This window comes from Vagococcus proximus, assembly GCF_029143285.1.
Classification (GTDB): Bacteria; Bacillota; Bacilli; order Lactobacillales; family Vagococcaceae; genus Vagococcus_D; species Vagococcus_D proximus.
In genome coordinates this window covers 74,042-92,166 of record NZ_JAPDSH010000005.1, presented here as the reverse complement: position 1 = coordinate 92,166, position 18,125 = coordinate 74,042, and the positions used below count along the sequence as shown (strand labels likewise).

Here is an 18,125-nt window from a genome sequence, read left to right as displayed (position 1 = left end):
TTTTTAAATTTTACTTTGTAATATACGATCAAAATCATCAAATATTCGTTGATTTAAATCAATCCCTTTAGTTGTAGCAATCTTATATGCCAATAATTGAAAAGGTATAACTAAGGCTAACTGAGAAACAAATTCATCACAATTAATATCCAAACCTAAAGTTCCTTCATCTACACTTTTTTCAGTCGTAATTGTCAGTACTTTCCCCACATAAGGTTTCATGTAGTCACGCAATTTCTTGGAACGAGCTAAATTAACACTTGGAGTTTCAATAAAAAATAATATATGTTCATTATTGGCCTCTAAATAAGGCCCATGCATATAAGCTTCTAATTCAAATCCTTGAGAAGGTTGCCGAACAGTTTCCGTAAATTTAGTTTCAAACTCTTTAGCCGTTCCCCAATTCGGACCATATCCTATTGCAATATACCGGCTAGATACTTTAAAAAGTTCTTCATATCGTTCAAAAAAATGGTTGCTCTGTTCAATAATTTCTGGAATTTTATCAATCACTTTATCTAACTCTCTTTGATAAAAATCAATTTTTTCTGCTACAATCCCCTTACTATGTCCAATTGTTAAACTCAATAAAATCAATTGCAAGACAGTTGCAGAGTAGCCTTTTGTCACAAATCCGACTGTTTCAATTCCCATGTCGATATCAACTAAATAATCGACCATGTCCGACAAAGGACTCTCCGAATTACCTGTTAGAGCGATAGTGAGCTTTCCTTTTTCTTTAATATGTGCCATCGCATCAATAGTTGAGGCGCTTTTACCACTTTGAGATACTGCAAGAACTGCATCTACCGAATTAGGAATAGTCCCATAATGATTAAAATTATACGGTTCTTCAATTGTAATGCTAATGTTTGCAATTTTCTCCATTGTCGCCTTAGCAGCTAAACAGGCATTATAAGAAGATCCTGTTGCCAAAATTAAAAGTGTTGTCAACTGTTCCAAATCTGGTTCTGCAACGGGTTGATACTTCATCATGATTTGTTTTAATATTGCTTCTTCTTCATTGATATAATCTAACATTGTAGCCATTAATTAACCTCCTAAAATAGACCTATCAGTGATCCTAAAATACCAACTACAGCCAAGCCAAGTAAAATAGTTAATGCATTGACTTCTTTCTTTAATAAATAGAAGACCGCTCCAAAAACTCCTAAACTTAAAATATTAGGTACAATATCATCAAAAATACTTTGCAAAGTCACGGCATTTTCTCCGGTTCCAATCTTCATAGGTAGGTTAATTTCAATCATGGAAGCTGTCATCCCTCCTACAACCATTAACCCAATAATTGAAGCACCTAAAGTTACGCTGGCCATCATGCCATTTTCTTGAACTTTTTTCAAAAATCCTGTCCCAAGCTTATAGCCCCAGCCTGTAGCAAAATAACGAAACAGTAGGTGAGGGATATTAAAGATTAATAAGAATAAAATTGGTCCTAAAATATTTCCTTGCATTGCTAGCGAGGTCCCAACCCCTGTCGCAATTAATCGCAACGTTCCCCAAAAAAATGAGTCTCCTAAACCAGCTAATGGTCCCATTAGTGACGTTTTAATATTATCTATTGCTGCTGTATCAAACGTTTCATCGTTAGCATTTTCTTCTTCCATCGCTGCATTAATCCCTAAAATCAAGGTCACAATATGCGGTGTGGTATTAAAAAATTCCAAGTGCCGTTTTAAAGCATCAGCCATTTGTTCTTTCGATTTATAAAGTTTCTTAAGAATAGGAATCATAGCATACGCATAAGCCATATTCATTTGACGCTCGTAGTTCCACGAAAATTCCATTTGAAGTGAACGCCAAAATACTTTATTTAAATCTTTTTTTGTAATAGTTACCTCTTCTTTAGAAGTCTTCGTCATCATCAAGTACCTCCCCAACATTAGTCTGAACACCTTTAGCGCCACGTACATTCATAATATTTACAACGATAACTGCTAGAATAGCACCAAAAATCGCAATACCAGTCACGGGTATATTTAAGTACGATGCCAGAACAAAACCTAAAAAGAAATAAGGTACAACTTCTTTATTGATTAATAAACGAGCAAGCATAGCAAACCCAAGCGCTGGAATTAATCCTGTTGCAACTGCCAAACCATGTTGAATAAATTCAGGAATCATACCTAAAATATTTCCTACAGTTTTACTACCAAGCATAAACGAGAATGTCACAATCAAACCCAACATCAACGATAAACCAAAACCAGCTGTTAAATGCATACGCTCGACTCCTTTGTAATCACCCTTTTTCGCATACTCATCTGATTTATGGTTCATAATGGGAACAGCTAGACCCAAATAGATATTTTTCAAAATAAGTGTCAATGTCGCAATTGGTAAACCTAACAAAAGTGCTGTTTCAGTTCCAGCTCCAGCAGTTATCGCAAATGCCGTCCCTAAAACTCCTCCTGTAACTACATCTGGTGGAATTGAAGCTCCTACTGAAAATGACCCTATAAAAGCCAATTCCAATGTAGCTCCCATAATAATACCTGTTTTAATGTCACCTAGAACTAACCCCACAAAAAGCCCAGTTACAATCGGACGTGATAATAATGACGTCCCCAATGCATACTCTGATTGAGCAATAAAAGCAACTATCCCTAGTAGAATTGCTTGTATAACCATCTTCTCACTACCTTTCCTTTTTTATAAAACATCTAGAACATTAACTTTTTTATCACCTGGTACCTGACGAATCTCAACATCAACTCCACTCTCAACTAATTTTTTTAAGAGTTCCTCTTCCTCAGGTAATACATTGACCGCTTTTCCGATACTACGGCTTCCATCTTTTGCCTTAATTCCACCTAAATTAATATGTTTCATTTCTGGAAATGCTGTAGCTAATTTATAAGCATCAGCAATAGACTCTACAACCACAAATAATTTATATTTATCTGTCACACCACTTTGTAGAGCGATAATTGCATCATCAATTGATTTAATGACTAATTTAACGCCTTGAGGCTTAGCTAGCTTGATTGTTGTTTTCCTAATATCGTTAGTTGGAACATCATCATTGGCTATTAAAATACAATCTGCTCCCAGTCCTTGAGTCCAAGAAAAAGCTACTTGACCATGTAATAGTCGGTGGTCAACACGGGTTAATAAAATCATTGTCATTCCTCCTAAGTTAATTAAAATTCTTCTTCAATTAAATCTTTCTGAATAGCGTCATTGCAGTACTGAATTGTCTCTTTTGAACTGTTAAGTATTGCTTTTAATGTTGTTTCGATTTCTTCTGATTTAACAAAAGCTACTTGTGTCATGAATTCAATTAAAAAAGGTAAATTCATTCCTGCTACTAAATAATAATCAGTACGTCCCATATATGTTAGAAACTCATTGTTGACACTGCCGCCAAATAAATCTGTAATAACAATTAATTCTTTGTCCTCATTTTCTTTCATAATCCTTCTAACTTCTTTATCCAGATCAAATTCTTCGGTCAAATAGCAATCTAATGTGGAAACTGTTTGGTGACCACCACAAATTAGTTCAAACGAATTTAACATGCCGGAAGCCAATTTACCATGTGATGCTAAAATTATATGTCGCTCCATCATTTCACCTCTTTTCATTTTCTTACACCAATATAAAAAGCAAGTTGCGTGCCACATTTAGTGGGATGCAACTTGCTTTTTTAAAACTCATCATCTTTTATTAATTTATCAGTCTTTCTAAATATAATATCATAGATGTAAGCTATTTCAGAATCTGGTATTTTGACACTATAGTTCGCTTCAATGACACTAAAAGTCTTTTTAATCGCTGCTAAATAACTTTTTTGACACTGGGCTAATTCTTCATAGCCACTATAATTTTCAATTGGTATATTACGAATTAATCGTTCGATCAAGCAACTAACATGGACGAACAACGCTAATTTCTGAGCATTACCAATTACTATTTGCGCTTCAATTTCAAGATCTCGCATAAACAACTCAATCTCACTCATCACCTTTTCCGTATCTAAAATTGTAACGGAATCTATAACTTTTTCCAAAGAAAAATTGCGGATAATATTTGTATTAAAAATAGCAATTTCTTCTGATGATAAAACATTATGCAACCAACTAGAAATCTGTTGAGCTTCATCTCCGGCAATTAACTCTTCAAGCGATAAGAACGGAATCTCTTTAATTTCTGGATTTGCTGTACCAACAATTCCAATGATATCATACATTGAAAAGATTGTTTCTTCCGTTTTTTTAGTAAGTAAATGCTGGTATTCATACGGTAATATTCTCAAATCTCTATAACTTGGTAAACTTTTTTCTAATAAATGACTAATATGTGTCGCTGTTCCGATACCAGTCAAACATGTGGTAATAATCCCTTTCGTTTTATTTTTCTCTGGATAAATAATTTCCCAATCTAATGGTGCTCTCTCCGTTGCTTTTTCAATCATCGTTTCTAAGTCCTGTTTCTTCTGAATGTTTTCTCCCACGGAAATCGCTAGTGGTGTTGTTACATTATTCATTATTACGATTGGAGTAGTGATTTGCTTAGGAAAATATTGGTAAATTTCTTTTAAAGAGCCCATATCAACTAAAATTACTAACCCATTAGATATATCATTTGTTTCACTATATTCTATAATTTCTTCCGCAATTTGTTGTGGGGTTACATCCAAAGGCATATCAAATGATTCAAAAATATCTTTGCCCAAAAAACGATTACTTACATTAGCAATGCTGCTAGCAGTTGCGTATCCATGCGCCACAATAATAGCTTTAGGTATTCCTAATTCCTTTGTCCAGTCATCCTTTTTTAAATAAAGTGTTAAAAAAATCTTATCCATTGGTGTCACATCTAAATCTAGCTTAGGCTGACACAACTCCAATATCCGATTAACATAGCTGTAACTAGTCGGATGAGCCGTCTCAATTTGAGTCTCCAGCTCCCTAACCAGTGAATTAATTTCCGGATCTTCTGGGTACCATTTTATAGCACCTCTTTGAAAAAGATAATAGCTAATAGCATATATACTATTACCATTAAACTTAATTTGATAAGAGGTCTCCATCTGTTTAAATGTATCCCGGATATACTGCGTTAAATAAAGTAACATTTCATGCTTTTGTTGCCGATCCGTTTCAAACAATAATAAGTCAAACAAATTATCAACTTCCTGCTTTAATTGAACCTCACAAACCGATAAATTCTGTTTGTTTGCTTGAAATTCAGTCAAAATCCTTTCAAATACCGTCATAATTCGTTGCTGCTTTGGTGTTGTTTTTTCAATTATTTGCTCGGCTGATGTCATCTCATCAATAACGACTTCTTCTTGATTAACCGTCTGAAGAGATAAACTTCTATTGACTAATAACTTATCTGCCAAGTGATGAATCGTAACATAAATCTCTTCCTTAGCATGTTGTTGAGAAAATGCTTCAGCAACCGCTACTTTAACATTATTTTTCAATTCCCCTATGTTTCCATTAAAATTGCCGTTGGTGAATAATGTTAACACTTGACCTGACACTCGCAATTTTTTTCTAATTTTCCTCTGCTCACTAACCAAAAAAGAATAGACAAGTTCCAAGCGCTCATTTCGACCACGTGATTCTAAGCTTGGTAGCTCAATTTGAATCGGAATGCGACGAATAAATGTCGTTAAAAAAGTACTTTCTAACTCTTCTGTTGTTGCAAAAAACAAGCGGGTTTTTATTGGGATCCCGGTATCCGTCTCCCCCATCCTATAGATAACACCTTGATCAAGGTACGTAAATAACTTCTCTTGACTTTCGGCATTCAAACGATGTACCTCATCTAGGAAAAGAATACCTCCATCAGCTGCTTCAAAAGCGCCAATACGAGATTCTTCTGCCCCAGTAAAAGCTCCTTTAATATGACCAAATAAATTACTCGTCAAAAGCTCAGGGTTATTAGCATATTGAGCACAATTAACCGTTATGATTGACGATTTTTCCTCAATTAGACCATTTTCTATACAATATTTATAAATTAAATTAACTAAAAAGCTTTTTCCAGTCCCACTTTCTCCCGTTAATAAGACAGGCAAACCATTTTCTGGATAGTTTAAAGCAGTTTTTATCTGTTCAATACTCCGTGACAAGCTTTTATCATGACCTATAAGTAAAGAAAACAAATCCTGTTTTTTTTCAAATAGTGGCTTCTCTTTTTCTAAATCTTCAACTGTTTGATAAAAGTCATGCTGTAATAGAAAAAACTGATTTTCAAAAGCTACTTTATGAAAATAATATACCGGACGAGAGTTAATTTTGACTAATACTCCCTCATCATTTAATTGATTTAAATAATGACTTATCGTATTTCTTTTAACTTCAAATACTTCTGCTAATTTTTGAGCTGTAAATACTTCATCTAAATTATCTAGATTTAAAAATGCCGTTTGATTTTCCAAGTACTCTACTAATTTTACCTTCACGGTTCTCACCTCCCCTTAATCATACGAAAGCAAATTCAAATGTCAATAAATAATTTTTTAGTTCATCTATTTTACTTTTTAAGCTGCTTCTACTGCTATTTAAGAAATTTAACACTCAAGAAAATTCTTTTACAAAATATGTTACTCTTAAACAAAAGAAACGAGGTGTCTACTATGCTAAAAGCTAACCGTTTAGAAAAAGGAGATAAGGTTGCGATTGTCAGTTTATCTAGAGGACTACTTGGTGAATCGTTTGTTCAACATAATTTAACTATTGGGATTAAAAGACTTAGAGAATTTGGGTTAGAGCCTGTTTGTATGGAGAATAGCTTGAAAGGAATTGACTATTTAGAAAAGAATCCTAATAAACGGGCAGATGATTTAATACAAGCCTTTCGTGATGATTCGATAAAAGGGATTATTTGTGCGATTGGTGGAGATGACACTTATAAGACATTACCTTACTTACTTGAAAACAAAGAGTTTATAGAACTTGTTAAAACTAAGCCTAAAGTATTTACTGGCTTTTCAGATACTACAATAAATCATCTAATGTTTTATAAACTAGGCCTAACAACTTACTACGGTATGTCTTTGATACCTGATTTAGGTGAAATTAGTGATAATATGCTGTCCTACACAGAAAGCCACTTTAAATATTATTTGGCAGACTCTAATGAGTATAAAAAAATAACACCTAGCGAGTATTGGTATGAAGAACGACAAGATTTTTCTGCTAACTCAATTGGAGTTGAACGAATCTGTCACCCTGACCCTAAAGGGTATGAATTATTACAAGGTCAACCGATTTTTGAAGGTCGGTTACTTGGAGGCTGTATTGATAGCCTATACGATATGTTAACACCTGATACTCATCCAAATGAGCCAGGCATTATTAATAAATATGGCGTTTTCCCCTCATTAGAAAGTTGGACTAACAAAATATTAGTCTTAGAAACCTCTGAGGTTAAAGAAAATCCTGAAGTATTAAGGAAGATGCTTTTAAAACTTAAAGAAATAGGCGTCTTTAACGTTATTAATGGCATCCTATTTGGAAAACCACAAGACGAGATTTTTTATGATGACTATAAAGATATAGTCATAGAAGTTATTGACGATGACTCGCTTCCAATTCTCTATAATGTAAACTTTGGTCATGCTACACCACGTTGTGTCTTACCCCTTGGGATTAAAGTAAGAGTTAATGCGACTAATCAAGAGATAACATTTTTAGAAGCCCCTTTTTCAAATTAAGAGTGCTAGTTAGGCGACCTGTTATTTAATATAGTTGTTACATGATTTCCACACTGTCTATGTTACATTATCCTTGAGGAAGGGGGCTATCCTATCAAAAAGCTAGTTATACTACTAATTTTCATTATTCCCTTTATGATATTTTTGATGCTTAAACACGAGCCAGATACATTTACAATTTACGGCACAATCACTGAAGTTAAGGATACCTCGTTAATTATTCAGACAGCTACTCAAGATGCCTATACTATCCAAATCCCCACTCATACATCAACTATTTTTAAAGTGCATGATACCGTTGAAATTTTAGCCAAAGGAAGAATCTTAGAAACTTATCCTGCTCGAATAGAACACGTTTTATCCATAAAAAGATATAACCAAAAATCCAGCACTCCTATGAGTACTGGATTTTTTAATTCTTCTATTCCCCCACTGACCCTATCGCTAAACAAATTTGGGTAATCAGTAGAAAATACAACATACACGGACATTCCTATTTTCAACACTTAATAAAAATACTCTAGTCTCATATGCAGCAAATTAATTATTTTTCGACTACTGGTAATGTTTTCATCAGTTCAAAGAAATAATTAGAATCTCCTGTATTGAAATAGTTATACCAAGCACTTAATGTCTCTTGTTCAAACACATCTAAACTATCAATTATTTGTCTTGTCCATAACAACGCACCAGTTGAATTTGCCGTAATAAGGTTGTCGGCAGATACAGATGGTTGATCTAAGTAAAACTCTTGGCCTTTATAGACAGGACTAAACATTTCAAGAAATCCTGAACCGTTACTAGTATGGGGCTTATCATTTAACAACCCCATATTGGCTATGGCTACAGTGGCTCCACATATAGCACCTACTGTTCCCCCAATTGAAAGCATGTCCTTTGCCGAGATAAGAATGTCATTATGCTTTGGATTATCCCATGTATCTGCCCCTGGTAGTAGTAGTACATTATTTTCTGAAATTTCAATATCTTCAACTAGACAGTCTGGAATTATTTCCATTCCTCCCATGGTAGTAATGGGTTGTTTTGAATAGCTAACTGTTTTTATCGTTAATGACGGTGCATGTTCTTTAAAAAATCGTCTAGAATTCAGTTCCGCAGTAATGTAGCCTAATTCCCAGTCAGCTAGTGTATCTAACACATAAATATAAATTGTTTTCATAATTTCCATCCTTTCTTTATTTCTGTTATTATGATACCACTATATTATTGACACCATTGTGGCAACAATCAAAATAAATTAAAGGATGGCCATTAAATGAAAATTAATAGATTAATAAGTATCATCATCATTCTTATTGATAAAAAACGACTAAGCGCAAAAGAATTAGCTGATATGTTTGAAGTTTCAACCCGTACCATTTATCGAGATATTGAAACGATTAGCATGGCAGGTATTCCCGTTCACTCTACTTCTGGTGTAGGTGGAGGATTTGAAATTATGGAAAACTATAAGATGGATAAAACTACTTTTTCAGAAGCAGATATTGCGACTCTTTTAATGGGACTTTCTAGTATTCCAAATGTGATGAAAAACAAAGAATTTACAACTACCCTTACAAAAATCAAACAATTTATGCCTACAGATAAAGTAGACTCATCACATTTACAAACAGAACAGATACATATCGACTTTAGTCATTGGATGGGACAGAGAGACTTAACTCCCTATCTAACTATTATAAAAACGGCTTTAAAAGAAAGTAAAATCCTTTCTTTTGACTATATCAATCATAAAGGAGAAAAAACTAGCCGACAGGTTGAACCTTACCAACTTGTCCTAAAAAGTAGTCACTGGTATTTTCAAGGTTATTGTTATGAACGAAATGATTTTCGCTTATTTAAATTAACCCGTCTATCACATTTAAAGATGAAAAATACAACCTTTACTCCTAAGGATTACCCAAAACCTCTTTTGAATCCAACAGAACATTTAGCTCAATTACAACGCCCCATCAAACTACGTATCCATACCTCTATTATGGAACGTCTTCTCGATTATTGTGACTACGAAAGTTTTTTGTTAGATGGCACTCATCATTATAATGTTGAGTTTCCATTCATAGAAAATGACTATCACTATAACATCCTTTTAAGTTTCGGAGAGCACTGCGAAGTTTTAGAACCGCTACATATTCGTTCCGAATTAAAAAGGAAAATTGATAATTTATCACAACTATACAAATAACGATACGACATGTATTCAAAAGCGGTGTTTTTATAGTTGTCTCAACCTATGAGGGAAGTTTCCAAGTTAAGCTACTAACTTGAAAACTTCCCTCATTATTTTTTACAACTCTTCCCCATTACTTTCAATAACTTTTTTATACCAGTGGAAGCTGTCTTTCTTGTATCTGTTGCCGGTTCCTTCGCCGAGGTCGTTGTAGTCGACGTAGACGAAGCCGTAGCGTTTGCTCATTTCAGCTGTGCCTGAGCTGACTAGGTCGATTGGTCCCCACGGTAAGTAGCCAAGTAGCTCGACGCCATCTTTGACTGCTTCTTTCATTGTTTTGATGTGTTCTCTCAAGTAGTCGATACGGTAATCATCGTGGACCGTGCCATCCTCAAAGACGTCTTGATAGCCGAAGCCGTTTTCTGTGACCATTAGTGGTTTTTGGTATCTGTCCCAGTATTGGCTCATGCTATTGTAGAAGCCAAGTGGGTCAATCGTCCAGCCCCAGTCGTTGGCTTTTAGATGAGGATTGTCTGTTATATCAGCGGCATCCATACTGTTTTTACTAGCATCTACGGTACGTGAGTAATAGTACGAAAAGGCTAGGTAATCAGAAGGATTCTCTTGTAATAAAAGCTCGTCCTCTTCTGTTATCTCAATGTGGATATTATTTTCACTGAACCAACGCAACATCGGTCTTGGGTAGCTCCCACGAAGGGCCACGTCTGAGAAGAAGTACTGCATTCTGTTACGAGTCATAGCAAAGCTCACATCTTCTGGCTTACATGTATGTGGATAGAAGGTACAGTCTGCTAGCATAATGCCGATTTGTGGGTTCTTTGGCATCTCTTTCGCAATTTCTTTTAGCTTAGCATTGATTAAAAATTGATTGTGAATCGCACGGTACTGGTCTTCTTCAAAATTTTCACTTTGGTCTAAAACAAGTCCTAAAGATTTAAACCCACAGTACTGAATCAAGTTGATCTGGTTGAATGGAATCCAATAGCGCACACGATCTGCATAACGTTCTAACAACACTTTACCGTAGCGAACCATCATCTCGATAACCGCTTTATTTTTGAAGCCGCCGTATTTGGTTACGATGTTTAACGGAATATCATAGTGGAGCATCGTTACGATAGGTTCCATGCCATTTTTGACAATTTCATCAATGACCTTATCGTAAAAAGCTAAGCCTGCTTCGTTTGGCTCTAGCTCGTCTCCTTGTGGGAAGATACGAGGCCATGCTATGGATAAGCGGAATGAATTAAAGCCCATTTCTTTCATTAGCGCGATGTCTTCTTTATAACGGTGGTAGAAATCGTTTCCCTGACGTTTTGGAAAGTAAGATGTTGTGTCGTTGATTGCAGCTTGCAAACTTTCTGCGGTGTGCTCGTCCTCCACGGTTAATTTACGGTCAACCCCTATATGATAACGGTGAATATCTGACGTTGATAACGAACGACCGTCTACATCGTATGCTCCTTCAATTTGGCAAGCGGCAGTTGCGCCGCCCCATAAGAAATCTTTCGGAAACCCTTTTTTTAAGTCATACATTGTTTAATCCCCTTTCAATCTAATACAGTGACAACAGGTGACGGTAGCTTACGATTGGTGCGATATTTTTTCAAATAATTCAACAAAAATCGACATTAATTTGACTTCACTGGCAATGGTCATCAGCGTATCTTGAGCATGAGCAAATAACAAACTGTGCTCGTGTTTCTCCCCACCCATTTCCGCTTGAATGACGTTGGTTTGAGAGCGGTGAGCTTTGACGATTTCATTGTGTGCTTCTTTCAGGGCTGCTTTTGCCTGATCAAAATGACCGTTACGCGCAAACTCAATGGCTTCATAGCCTTTCACTCGCCCATCTCCGGCATGAATAATAATGGTCATGGCCACTTCGATTAATTCTTCTTCACTTTTCATTAGGCTACTCCTTCTGTTAGGGCGACTTCTTCAGCGAGCACTTGCTTTTCATAGACTCTAAAGAATGGCAGGCAGATTAACCAGTAGAGGATAAATAATCCCACATAGAAAATCACAGCACGCCAGTCTTCGGTAATCATGACACTTGAAAATGGAGCAGGAATTTGGCCGACTTGAATCATTTTACTTGGAATGTTTAACAATCCCCAACGCATGCCGAACCAAATCACGAGCGGTCCTACAAGGGTATTGACCCAGGTTGGCACCATTAATAACGGGTTCATCACGACGGGTCCACTAAACATAATCGGTTCATTGATATTGAAAATGGAAGGACCGATACAAATCTTACCAATGGTACGAAGTTTGACTGACTTAGAGCGCATCATCAAAATGTTCAAGACTAAGGTCGAACCCATGCCTCCCATGGTAATCAGTGCGGCAGTAAAAACTGTTTCGCTTGTCACAATATTCGTTGCGGCATGTCCGGCTTGGACGGCTGCGATATTGGCATTGATACCTGCCATGTAAATCGGCGTGGAAACTGGTCCAAACAACCAACTGGAAATACCTAATGTATAAAGGAATGTGGGAATGAAACATAACAGGATAAAACCTGGTAAGGTCTGACCAAAACTTTGCAGTGGTGAGAAAAGTTTGATAATCAGGTCAAAAATATCCATGTTAAAACGGAAAATGAGGATGGCAGAGAAGCCGATTGAAATGGTAATAGGAATGATGTTGTGAATCCATTCCACTACAAAATCGGGAATGTCTGATTCTTTAAGGAAATTGAGGTTACCATAGTGATGAAAGACAAGTGCGACGAAGAGACCGGCAATCATACCGACCAAAATACCAGTTGGGCCTAAGCGCTCGAACTGAACGGTCATGATGCCATCGGTAACGTCTGGATTGCAATACATGAGGAAAACAGAAACGGAAACGAGACTGGCAGAGACGGTGTAACCTGGATGTTTTAATTTTTCCATGGCTTGATTGGTCACCATGAAGGCAGTAATCAGCCCTATCATGCCAAATGTGTAATCGGCAAGCTTGCCAAAATCAGGGAGGACATCTAAATAAGAGCGAAATACATTATAAAAAAAGACAATCGATCCTGTTAGGATAAAGGGAATTAATTTTTGCATAGAACTGGAAACAGCCGCAATCCACGGACGTTTTGTTAGCTCTTGCATGGCTGGTGCAAAGGATTCTTCTAGCCAGGTCATAAATAATGTCATGACTCAGTCCCCGCCTTCTCTAACTCAGATAGGGCTAACGCTAGGACACCTACCCCGTCTAATAGTCCGTACATTTCTTTGGGAATGACTAGAACTGGTAAGTGATACGGTGCGGCCATCGTTGCCATCTCATCACGTAAGTTGGCATAGTGTGGGCCTAATAATAAAATATCAATGCTATCAAAATACTGAGGGACTTCACTCTCACCGCGAGCTTCTACGGTAACGTCTACCCCTTGTTTCTTCGCTGCCTTACGTGCTTTTTGCGCTAATAAGCCACTAGACATGCCAGCTCCACAACAGAGCATAATTTTTTTAGTCATCTTCTCTCGACTCCTTTTTAACACTTAGAGCGACAGTCAGTTGATTTTTTTCCGAACAGTTGACGGCCAGTAATGGACAATAAAAGTAAGAAATAAACCGCCGTTAAGGCTAAAAGAACACAAAAAGAGAGGCTGAACAAGTATCTGTCCAACCTCTCTGACATAGTTAAATAAGGCTCCGCACAACTGGATAAAGTATGTTTTTTTGTTCGCTAAATAAACTTTTAAAAGCCTATAAAAACAATACAAAAATCGTTTACATTTTATCCAGTTGGTGTTAGCATTAACTATGGCAAACTTGATTGGGTCAGTTGCTTTTTCTGGTGACCTGAGCAAGTCCTCGCGGTTCTCAGCCGTGAGGTGCCATTTTTTTATGCGATTTATTTCTTATGGGGTAATTATAGGGGTAAAGCATGCGAACAGTCAAGGAAAAAAATCCTTGGATTATCTCAGATATACCTATTCAAGCCTAAATAACTAGACGATACTATCATATTTATATGAATGGTAGTTCAATGCTCTCTTCTTTAAGTATGTATTCTTTCTCTAAACTATTTTTATCACATTTTTAATTCTATGAATCTCTTTCTATTTGGTATGTGAGCCTTTATTAAGAATAGGAATACCTTCTTTCAATAAATATTCGCCTAACTCTTCTTCAAGTTTTCTAGCCTCTTCATCAAAAAGGTTAAATATTGATACAACAGGATTTATTGAGAGTTTTCTTTATCTAGAACATTATAAATCGACATTCACTGGTTTCTCTGGTTTTTCTGAATCTGAAGTTTTCATCATTATTTCCGAATCATTCTTACCATTAGGCTGATAACCAAAACTAAGTGATTCATCTAATCCTTCAATTAGTCTATGTTCTCTCTTTTCAGTATTATTAACATTGGTATCTACTTTCTTATTTGGCATTTTCTTAACTCCTTTCATCTTTCTTTCCTGTTCTATTATTTTTTAGCGGAATATAGATCTTAAATATTTCTGAATCACAAACCAACATTCCACAATTTTTTGATTCTTCCATAGACACATCTTTAAAAACTTCTTCTAAATATATATCTTTAGTTCCATCAAAGTTATTTGAAGCAAATGATTTTTTTCCATAAAGACCGTATATTCTTTCTTTCTCTTCTTTTAATTCAATAATTACATAGTTTCCTTTTCCTTTTTTTAACTCAAAAAATAAATAATCCCAACTGCTAACTGTCATATTTGATCTTCCTAATCCTAAAAAAGAAAGTAATTTCCCAATAAATGGAAATTTTTCAATTGAAATAAGTATCACAATTGAAATTAAAATTGGAAGTAAAAAATTCCTTAAGAACATAATAAAATGTTCATCTGTCACAAGAGCGATATTGGAACCTAATTTAATAAACAAAAAGTCAATAATCATATATATAAATATATTAAGAAAGCTAAATATCAAGTAATTATAAATGCTTAACTTTTCTTTCTTACTATTTATTGATAGCTTACCTAAAATAACTGAATTAATAATAAACCCCGGTATCAAATAAGACATAACAATATATATTTTGTCGATATTATCTAATAGCAAATAATCTAACCCCTTTTCATATTACTATCAATTTCAAAAGGCTGTTGTTATCTAATAACAAAAGTTGTCGTTCCTTCTAATAGTGACATAATTATTCATCATTAATCCTTGATATTTTCACATACCTCCCAAAATAAAGAATAAATTAACAACTCGATTCCACCTAAATTAGAACCTTCATTGGGTGCTAATTTATATATATCCGTTTATTCAGTTCGTTTGCATTATTAATTATTACCTTTAACTTTCCCCATTAACTTTTGAATAATAGTTATTACAGTAGTATTTGTTTGTTCAATACCGTCTTATTAGCTATTCAAGTACTAATATTAAGTAAGCAGATAACTTCCTTTTTATATTGTGTTCTTAATATCCTTTACCGACTATGTACTATCCACTGCTAAATCATAAAACTTACTTGCATATTTAATAATAATTTATCTATTGGTTATATTACATTAGTTTATATAATATAACGTCCATCATTATCTTTTAATATATCTACGTGGTTAAATCCTGATTGATTTATAAAAACCATTCTATACGATTGAAAAATACACCTTTGAACAGACTAATTAAATTCACTACATTAATATTGATATATTAAAAAATTAAAAGCAACTGCATCAAACATGCGATTTATATTTAACATAATAATTAATATTATTAAACCAAATTAATTCTATCATAAAGGTAGCTAAGATATATCCATTTCAGTTTTAATACTATCATAAAAAGATAATATGTTTTCATATTTTTTAATTTCTTGTTTTTCCGAAAACCATATAAAAAATAATGCGACTAATATTAATGTTGAAAGTCTTAAGATATTTTTAACAATATCTAATTTAACAGCAAATTGATGGCTATAAATTTTTTCATACACCTTATAAGTTTTGTATTTCAGACTAAAATTAAATGTATCGTCTAAAAGTTCTTCTTTTTCTTTTATTTTTTCTATGTCATTAACTTTATCGAGTTGTTTTTCAATTTTCTCTAATTTATCATCGTTTCTTTTCTCAGTTTTTAAATCATTAATTATTTCATTCTGGATATCCATTCTTCTTTCATTAACATGTAATTCTAATTCTTCTGATCCCATAAACATCCAACTAATTGCAGCTGCTATAATTATTACAATAATATAGTTAGTTACTTTACAAATCAAATTAGTATTTTTTTCTTTTCTTTTTATTTTCTTAGATACTTCTCTTTCAAATAAAAGAATTTCAGCTTTTTTAATTCCCTTTGTTTTAATAGTTTTAATCGAATTCAATAGTTGCTCTTCTTTTTTCTTTTTTCTTTTCTTTTTGTAATCTTGAATAAAATCCCACTTATCTGCTGTCGGATTCTCTTCATAAATTTCCATAATTTCATTAAACTTTGGACTGCTACTCATAATATTATTTCTCCTTTCGTAAATAATTTTAATTATACACAATAAAATATACTCTGTTAATAGGATTTTTAGAAAGACCTGTAATGGCTATTCCTAGCAATCAAAATCCATAAAATTTCTGACTTAAAGTAATAATTAAAATTCTATAATTTTAGAAAAATTTAGTTTATTAATGTAACTTTGTATTAATTAAAACTAACTTCAACTAATGAACATTTTCAAATAGGATTTAACACAAGATTGGCAAATACTTTGTATTACCAATCTTGGAAAAGAATTGTACTATCCTCAAATTGTTCCTCATTGGTTGAAATACTTAATAAAAAAGTATAAGCTCCCTGAAATTACGCTTCATAATTTTAGATATACACACGACAGTTTGTTATTAAAAGCAATCATATCAGTAAAAGTAGTTAGCGAGTGACAAAGACACAAGGATTTTAAGATTACTTTAGAAATTTATAGTCGTTTAATAGCTGTAGAAACAAAAAAAGCTAGAAACCTCTATATCAAAGGTTTCTAGCTTTTCATTTATCATTATCCCCACAGGCCCTACTTCTTAATTTAAAGGTTTCTGACAAGTAGTGATAAGTTAATTTAACCTTGATAATACAAAATTTCAGCATAATTTGATTAACATAGTTTTGCAGTCCTATAGAGACCCTTTACACATACTTTTTAAATCTACCCTTCCGATATTACATAGTATAACCACTAGAAATATATCCCTTTACTAAAATAAAAAATATTTTTTCAAATTTTGTATAATCATCTATTTTTTTTACACCTATTAATTCTTTAAATACCTTCGCAGTATCTATTATACTATCTGATATATTAAATTTACTCATATTTTTATCTAACATATTTATTTTATTCTTAAAACCTATTATTTCGTTACCATCAAGTATACACTCTTCAAGCAAAACATCTAAAAAAATAAAAGCCTCTTCTTTTCTTCCATCTTTTAAAAACGCCATTGTCAATTTGTCAATTATACAAATGTTGATATCTTCATAGTTTTTACAATCATGTATAAATAACTTTTCTAAAATTATAATCCTATTCCTAGGCGGTAGATAGCTTAAGACATGTTGAGGACATGGTTCAGTGCCGAATCTATTCATATAAAAATATTCTATCACTATATCTTCAAAAATATTAACTACAATTTTTATACCTTCATCTATTTGCTTCTGAGTTGGAATCTCACCACCAAAATGGGATCCCTGATTACCAAGATTTTTTACCATCATTAATTTTTTTCCAATATCTTGATTGTAATATTTTTCAATAGCTATAATATTGCTATTAAGGGTACTTCCCCATTCTTTTTTTGAAACTTCACTTCTATTTAGCAATTCATCCTCAAAAAAAAATTTACAATTCCTTCCAAATATCGACGTAACGTACTTGCTCGTAAAACAGTTCTTAAATCTTCATTCATATAATCCTTATACTCTTCAATCAGCTCTTCAGGAATTAAATGAGGGACTTTTGAGTATAGTTCGTTTTTTTCTTGCATATATTCATCTCCAGTTTCAATAAATTTAATTATACACAATAAAATACACACTGTTAATAGTACTTATTAACAAATTGTGATATAATTCACAAACTCAAACCTAAATTAGAGGACCTTATCAAAATCATAATACACGTACTATAATGTTTTAAAATATTATTAGAGAATAATTTGAAAAATGCATCAAGTACATACTACGTTCTGACTAATCCAATATTTTAGGTTTGGCTAACTAAGATATTCGA

At 33.8% G+C, this 18,125-nt stretch carries 19 protein-coding genes; 3 read left to right on the top strand and 16 right to left on the bottom strand.

What is annotated here, in order from left to right; genetic code table 11:
- Positions 1–3: 3 nt before the first annotated feature.
- The 6 genes from OL233_RS07590 to OL233_RS07565 form a co-directional block, all read right to left on the bottom strand.
- The gene (locus OL233_RS07590; RefSeq protein ID WP_275471732.1) at positions 4–1,050 is read right to left on the bottom strand and encodes an SIS domain-containing protein; all 1,047 of its coding nucleotides are present in this window, start codon (positions 1,048–1,050) and stop codon (positions 4–6) included.
- An 11-nt stretch (positions 1,051–1,061) separates the two neighbouring features.
- Positions 1,062–1,883 (bottom strand): PTS system mannose/fructose/sorbose family transporter subunit IID, encoded by an 822-nt coding sequence (locus OL233_RS07585; RefSeq protein WP_275471818.1) that lies wholly within the window; start codon positions 1,881–1,883, stop codon positions 1,062–1,064.
- Positions 1,867–2,652 carry a PTS mannose/fructose/sorbose/N-acetylgalactosamine transporter subunit IIC gene (locus tag OL233_RS07580; protein WP_275471731.1) on the bottom strand — a complete coding sequence of 262 codons (786 nt, stop codon included), beginning with the start codon at positions 2,650–2,652 and terminating at the stop codon, positions 1,867–1,869. Before OL233_RS07580 ends, OL233_RS07585 begins: the two co-directional genes overlap by 17 nt.
- Positions 2,653–2,673: 21 nt before the next feature.
- Complete coding sequence (locus OL233_RS07575) at positions 2,674–3,144, bottom strand: PTS sugar transporter subunit IIB (RefSeq protein ID WP_275471730.1); 471 nt, start codon at positions 3,142–3,144, stop codon at positions 2,674–2,676.
- Positions 3,145–3,164: 20 nt separating this feature from the next.
- Positions 3,165–3,590: a PTS sugar transporter subunit IIA gene (locus OL233_RS07570; RefSeq protein WP_275471729.1), complete on the bottom strand. Its 426-nt coding sequence runs from the start codon at positions 3,588–3,590 to the stop codon at positions 3,165–3,167.
- Positions 3,591–3,670: 80 nt separating this feature from the next.
- The gene (locus tag OL233_RS07565) at positions 3,671–6,442 is read right to left on the bottom strand and encodes a sigma 54-interacting transcriptional regulator (RefSeq protein ID WP_275471728.1); all 2,772 of its coding nucleotides are present in this window, start codon (positions 6,440–6,442) and stop codon (positions 3,671–3,673) included.
- Positions 6,443–6,616: 174 nt separating this feature from the next.
- Between OL233_RS07565 and OL233_RS07560 the strand changes: the two genes are divergently transcribed.
- Both OL233_RS07560 and OL233_RS07555 read left to right on the top strand, forming a co-directional pair.
- Positions 6,617–7,696, top strand: a complete 1,080-nt coding sequence (locus tag OL233_RS07560) for a S66 family peptidase (RefSeq protein ID WP_275471727.1) — start codon at positions 6,617–6,619, stop codon at positions 7,694–7,696.
- Positions 7,697–7,831: 135 nt separating this feature from the next.
- Positions 7,832–8,158: a hypothetical protein gene (locus OL233_RS07555; protein ID WP_275471726.1), complete on the top strand. Its 327-nt coding sequence runs from the start codon at positions 7,832–7,834 to the stop codon at positions 8,156–8,158.
- Between the two features lie 82 nt (positions 8,159–8,240).
- Here the strand turns inward: OL233_RS07555 and OL233_RS07550 are convergent, their stop codons facing one another.
- Positions 8,241–8,876 (bottom strand): type 1 glutamine amidotransferase family protein, encoded by a 636-nt coding sequence (locus OL233_RS07550; RefSeq protein ID WP_275471725.1) that lies wholly within the window; start codon positions 8,874–8,876, stop codon positions 8,241–8,243.
- A 96-nt stretch (positions 8,877–8,972) separates the two neighbouring features.
- Here OL233_RS07550 and OL233_RS07545 point away from each other — a divergent pair, with 96 nt between their 5' ends.
- Positions 8,973–9,902: a helix-turn-helix transcriptional regulator gene (locus tag OL233_RS07545; protein WP_275471724.1), complete on the top strand. Its 930-nt coding sequence runs from the start codon at positions 8,973–8,975 to the stop codon at positions 9,900–9,902.
- Positions 9,903–10,004: 102 nt separating this feature from the next.
- On the opposite strand, the gene OL233_RS07540 is transcribed toward OL233_RS07545, so the two are convergent.
- The 9 genes from OL233_RS07540 to OL233_RS07500 form a co-directional block, all read right to left on the bottom strand.
- Positions 10,005–11,444 (bottom strand): glycoside hydrolase family 1 protein, encoded by a 1,440-nt coding sequence (locus OL233_RS07540; protein WP_275471723.1) that lies wholly within the window; start codon positions 11,442–11,444, stop codon positions 10,005–10,007.
- Positions 11,445–11,492: 48 nt separating this feature from the next.
- Positions 11,493–11,819: a PTS sugar transporter subunit IIA gene (locus OL233_RS07535; RefSeq protein ID WP_275471722.1), complete on the bottom strand. Its 327-nt coding sequence runs from the start codon at positions 11,817–11,819 to the stop codon at positions 11,493–11,495.
- Positions 11,819–13,063 (bottom strand): PTS sugar transporter subunit IIC, encoded by a 1,245-nt coding sequence (locus OL233_RS07530; RefSeq protein WP_275471721.1) that lies wholly within the window; start codon positions 13,061–13,063, stop codon positions 11,819–11,821. Before OL233_RS07530 ends, OL233_RS07535 begins: the two co-directional genes overlap by 1 nt.
- Entirely contained in the window at positions 13,060–13,386 is a 327-nt protein-coding gene (locus OL233_RS07525) for a PTS sugar transporter subunit IIB (protein WP_275471720.1), read from the bottom strand. Before OL233_RS07525 ends, OL233_RS07530 begins: the two co-directional genes overlap by 4 nt.
- A gap of 738 nt (positions 13,387–14,124) precedes the next feature.
- Entirely contained in the window at positions 14,125–14,307 is a 183-nt protein-coding gene (locus OL233_RS07520; RefSeq protein WP_275471719.1) for a hypothetical protein, read from the bottom strand.
- Between the two features lie 4 nt (positions 14,308–14,311).
- Positions 14,312–14,956, bottom strand: coding sequence for a DUF6338 family protein (locus OL233_RS07515; protein WP_275471718.1), 645 nt, complete (start codon positions 14,954–14,956; stop codon positions 14,312–14,314).
- A gap of 697 nt (positions 14,957–15,653) precedes the next feature.
- Positions 15,654–16,355, bottom strand: a complete 702-nt coding sequence (locus OL233_RS07510) for a hypothetical protein (protein ID WP_275471717.1) — start codon at positions 16,353–16,355, stop codon at positions 15,654–15,656.
- Between the two features lie 698 nt (positions 16,356–17,053).
- Positions 17,054–17,716, bottom strand: a complete 663-nt coding sequence (locus tag OL233_RS07505) for a hypothetical protein (protein WP_275471716.1) — start codon at positions 17,714–17,716, stop codon at positions 17,054–17,056.
- Positions 17,710–17,880 (bottom strand): hypothetical protein, encoded by a 171-nt coding sequence (locus tag OL233_RS07500; RefSeq protein WP_275471715.1) that lies wholly within the window; start codon positions 17,878–17,880, stop codon positions 17,710–17,712. Before OL233_RS07500 ends, OL233_RS07505 begins: the two co-directional genes overlap by 7 nt.
- Positions 17,881–18,125: the final 245 nt, after the last annotated feature.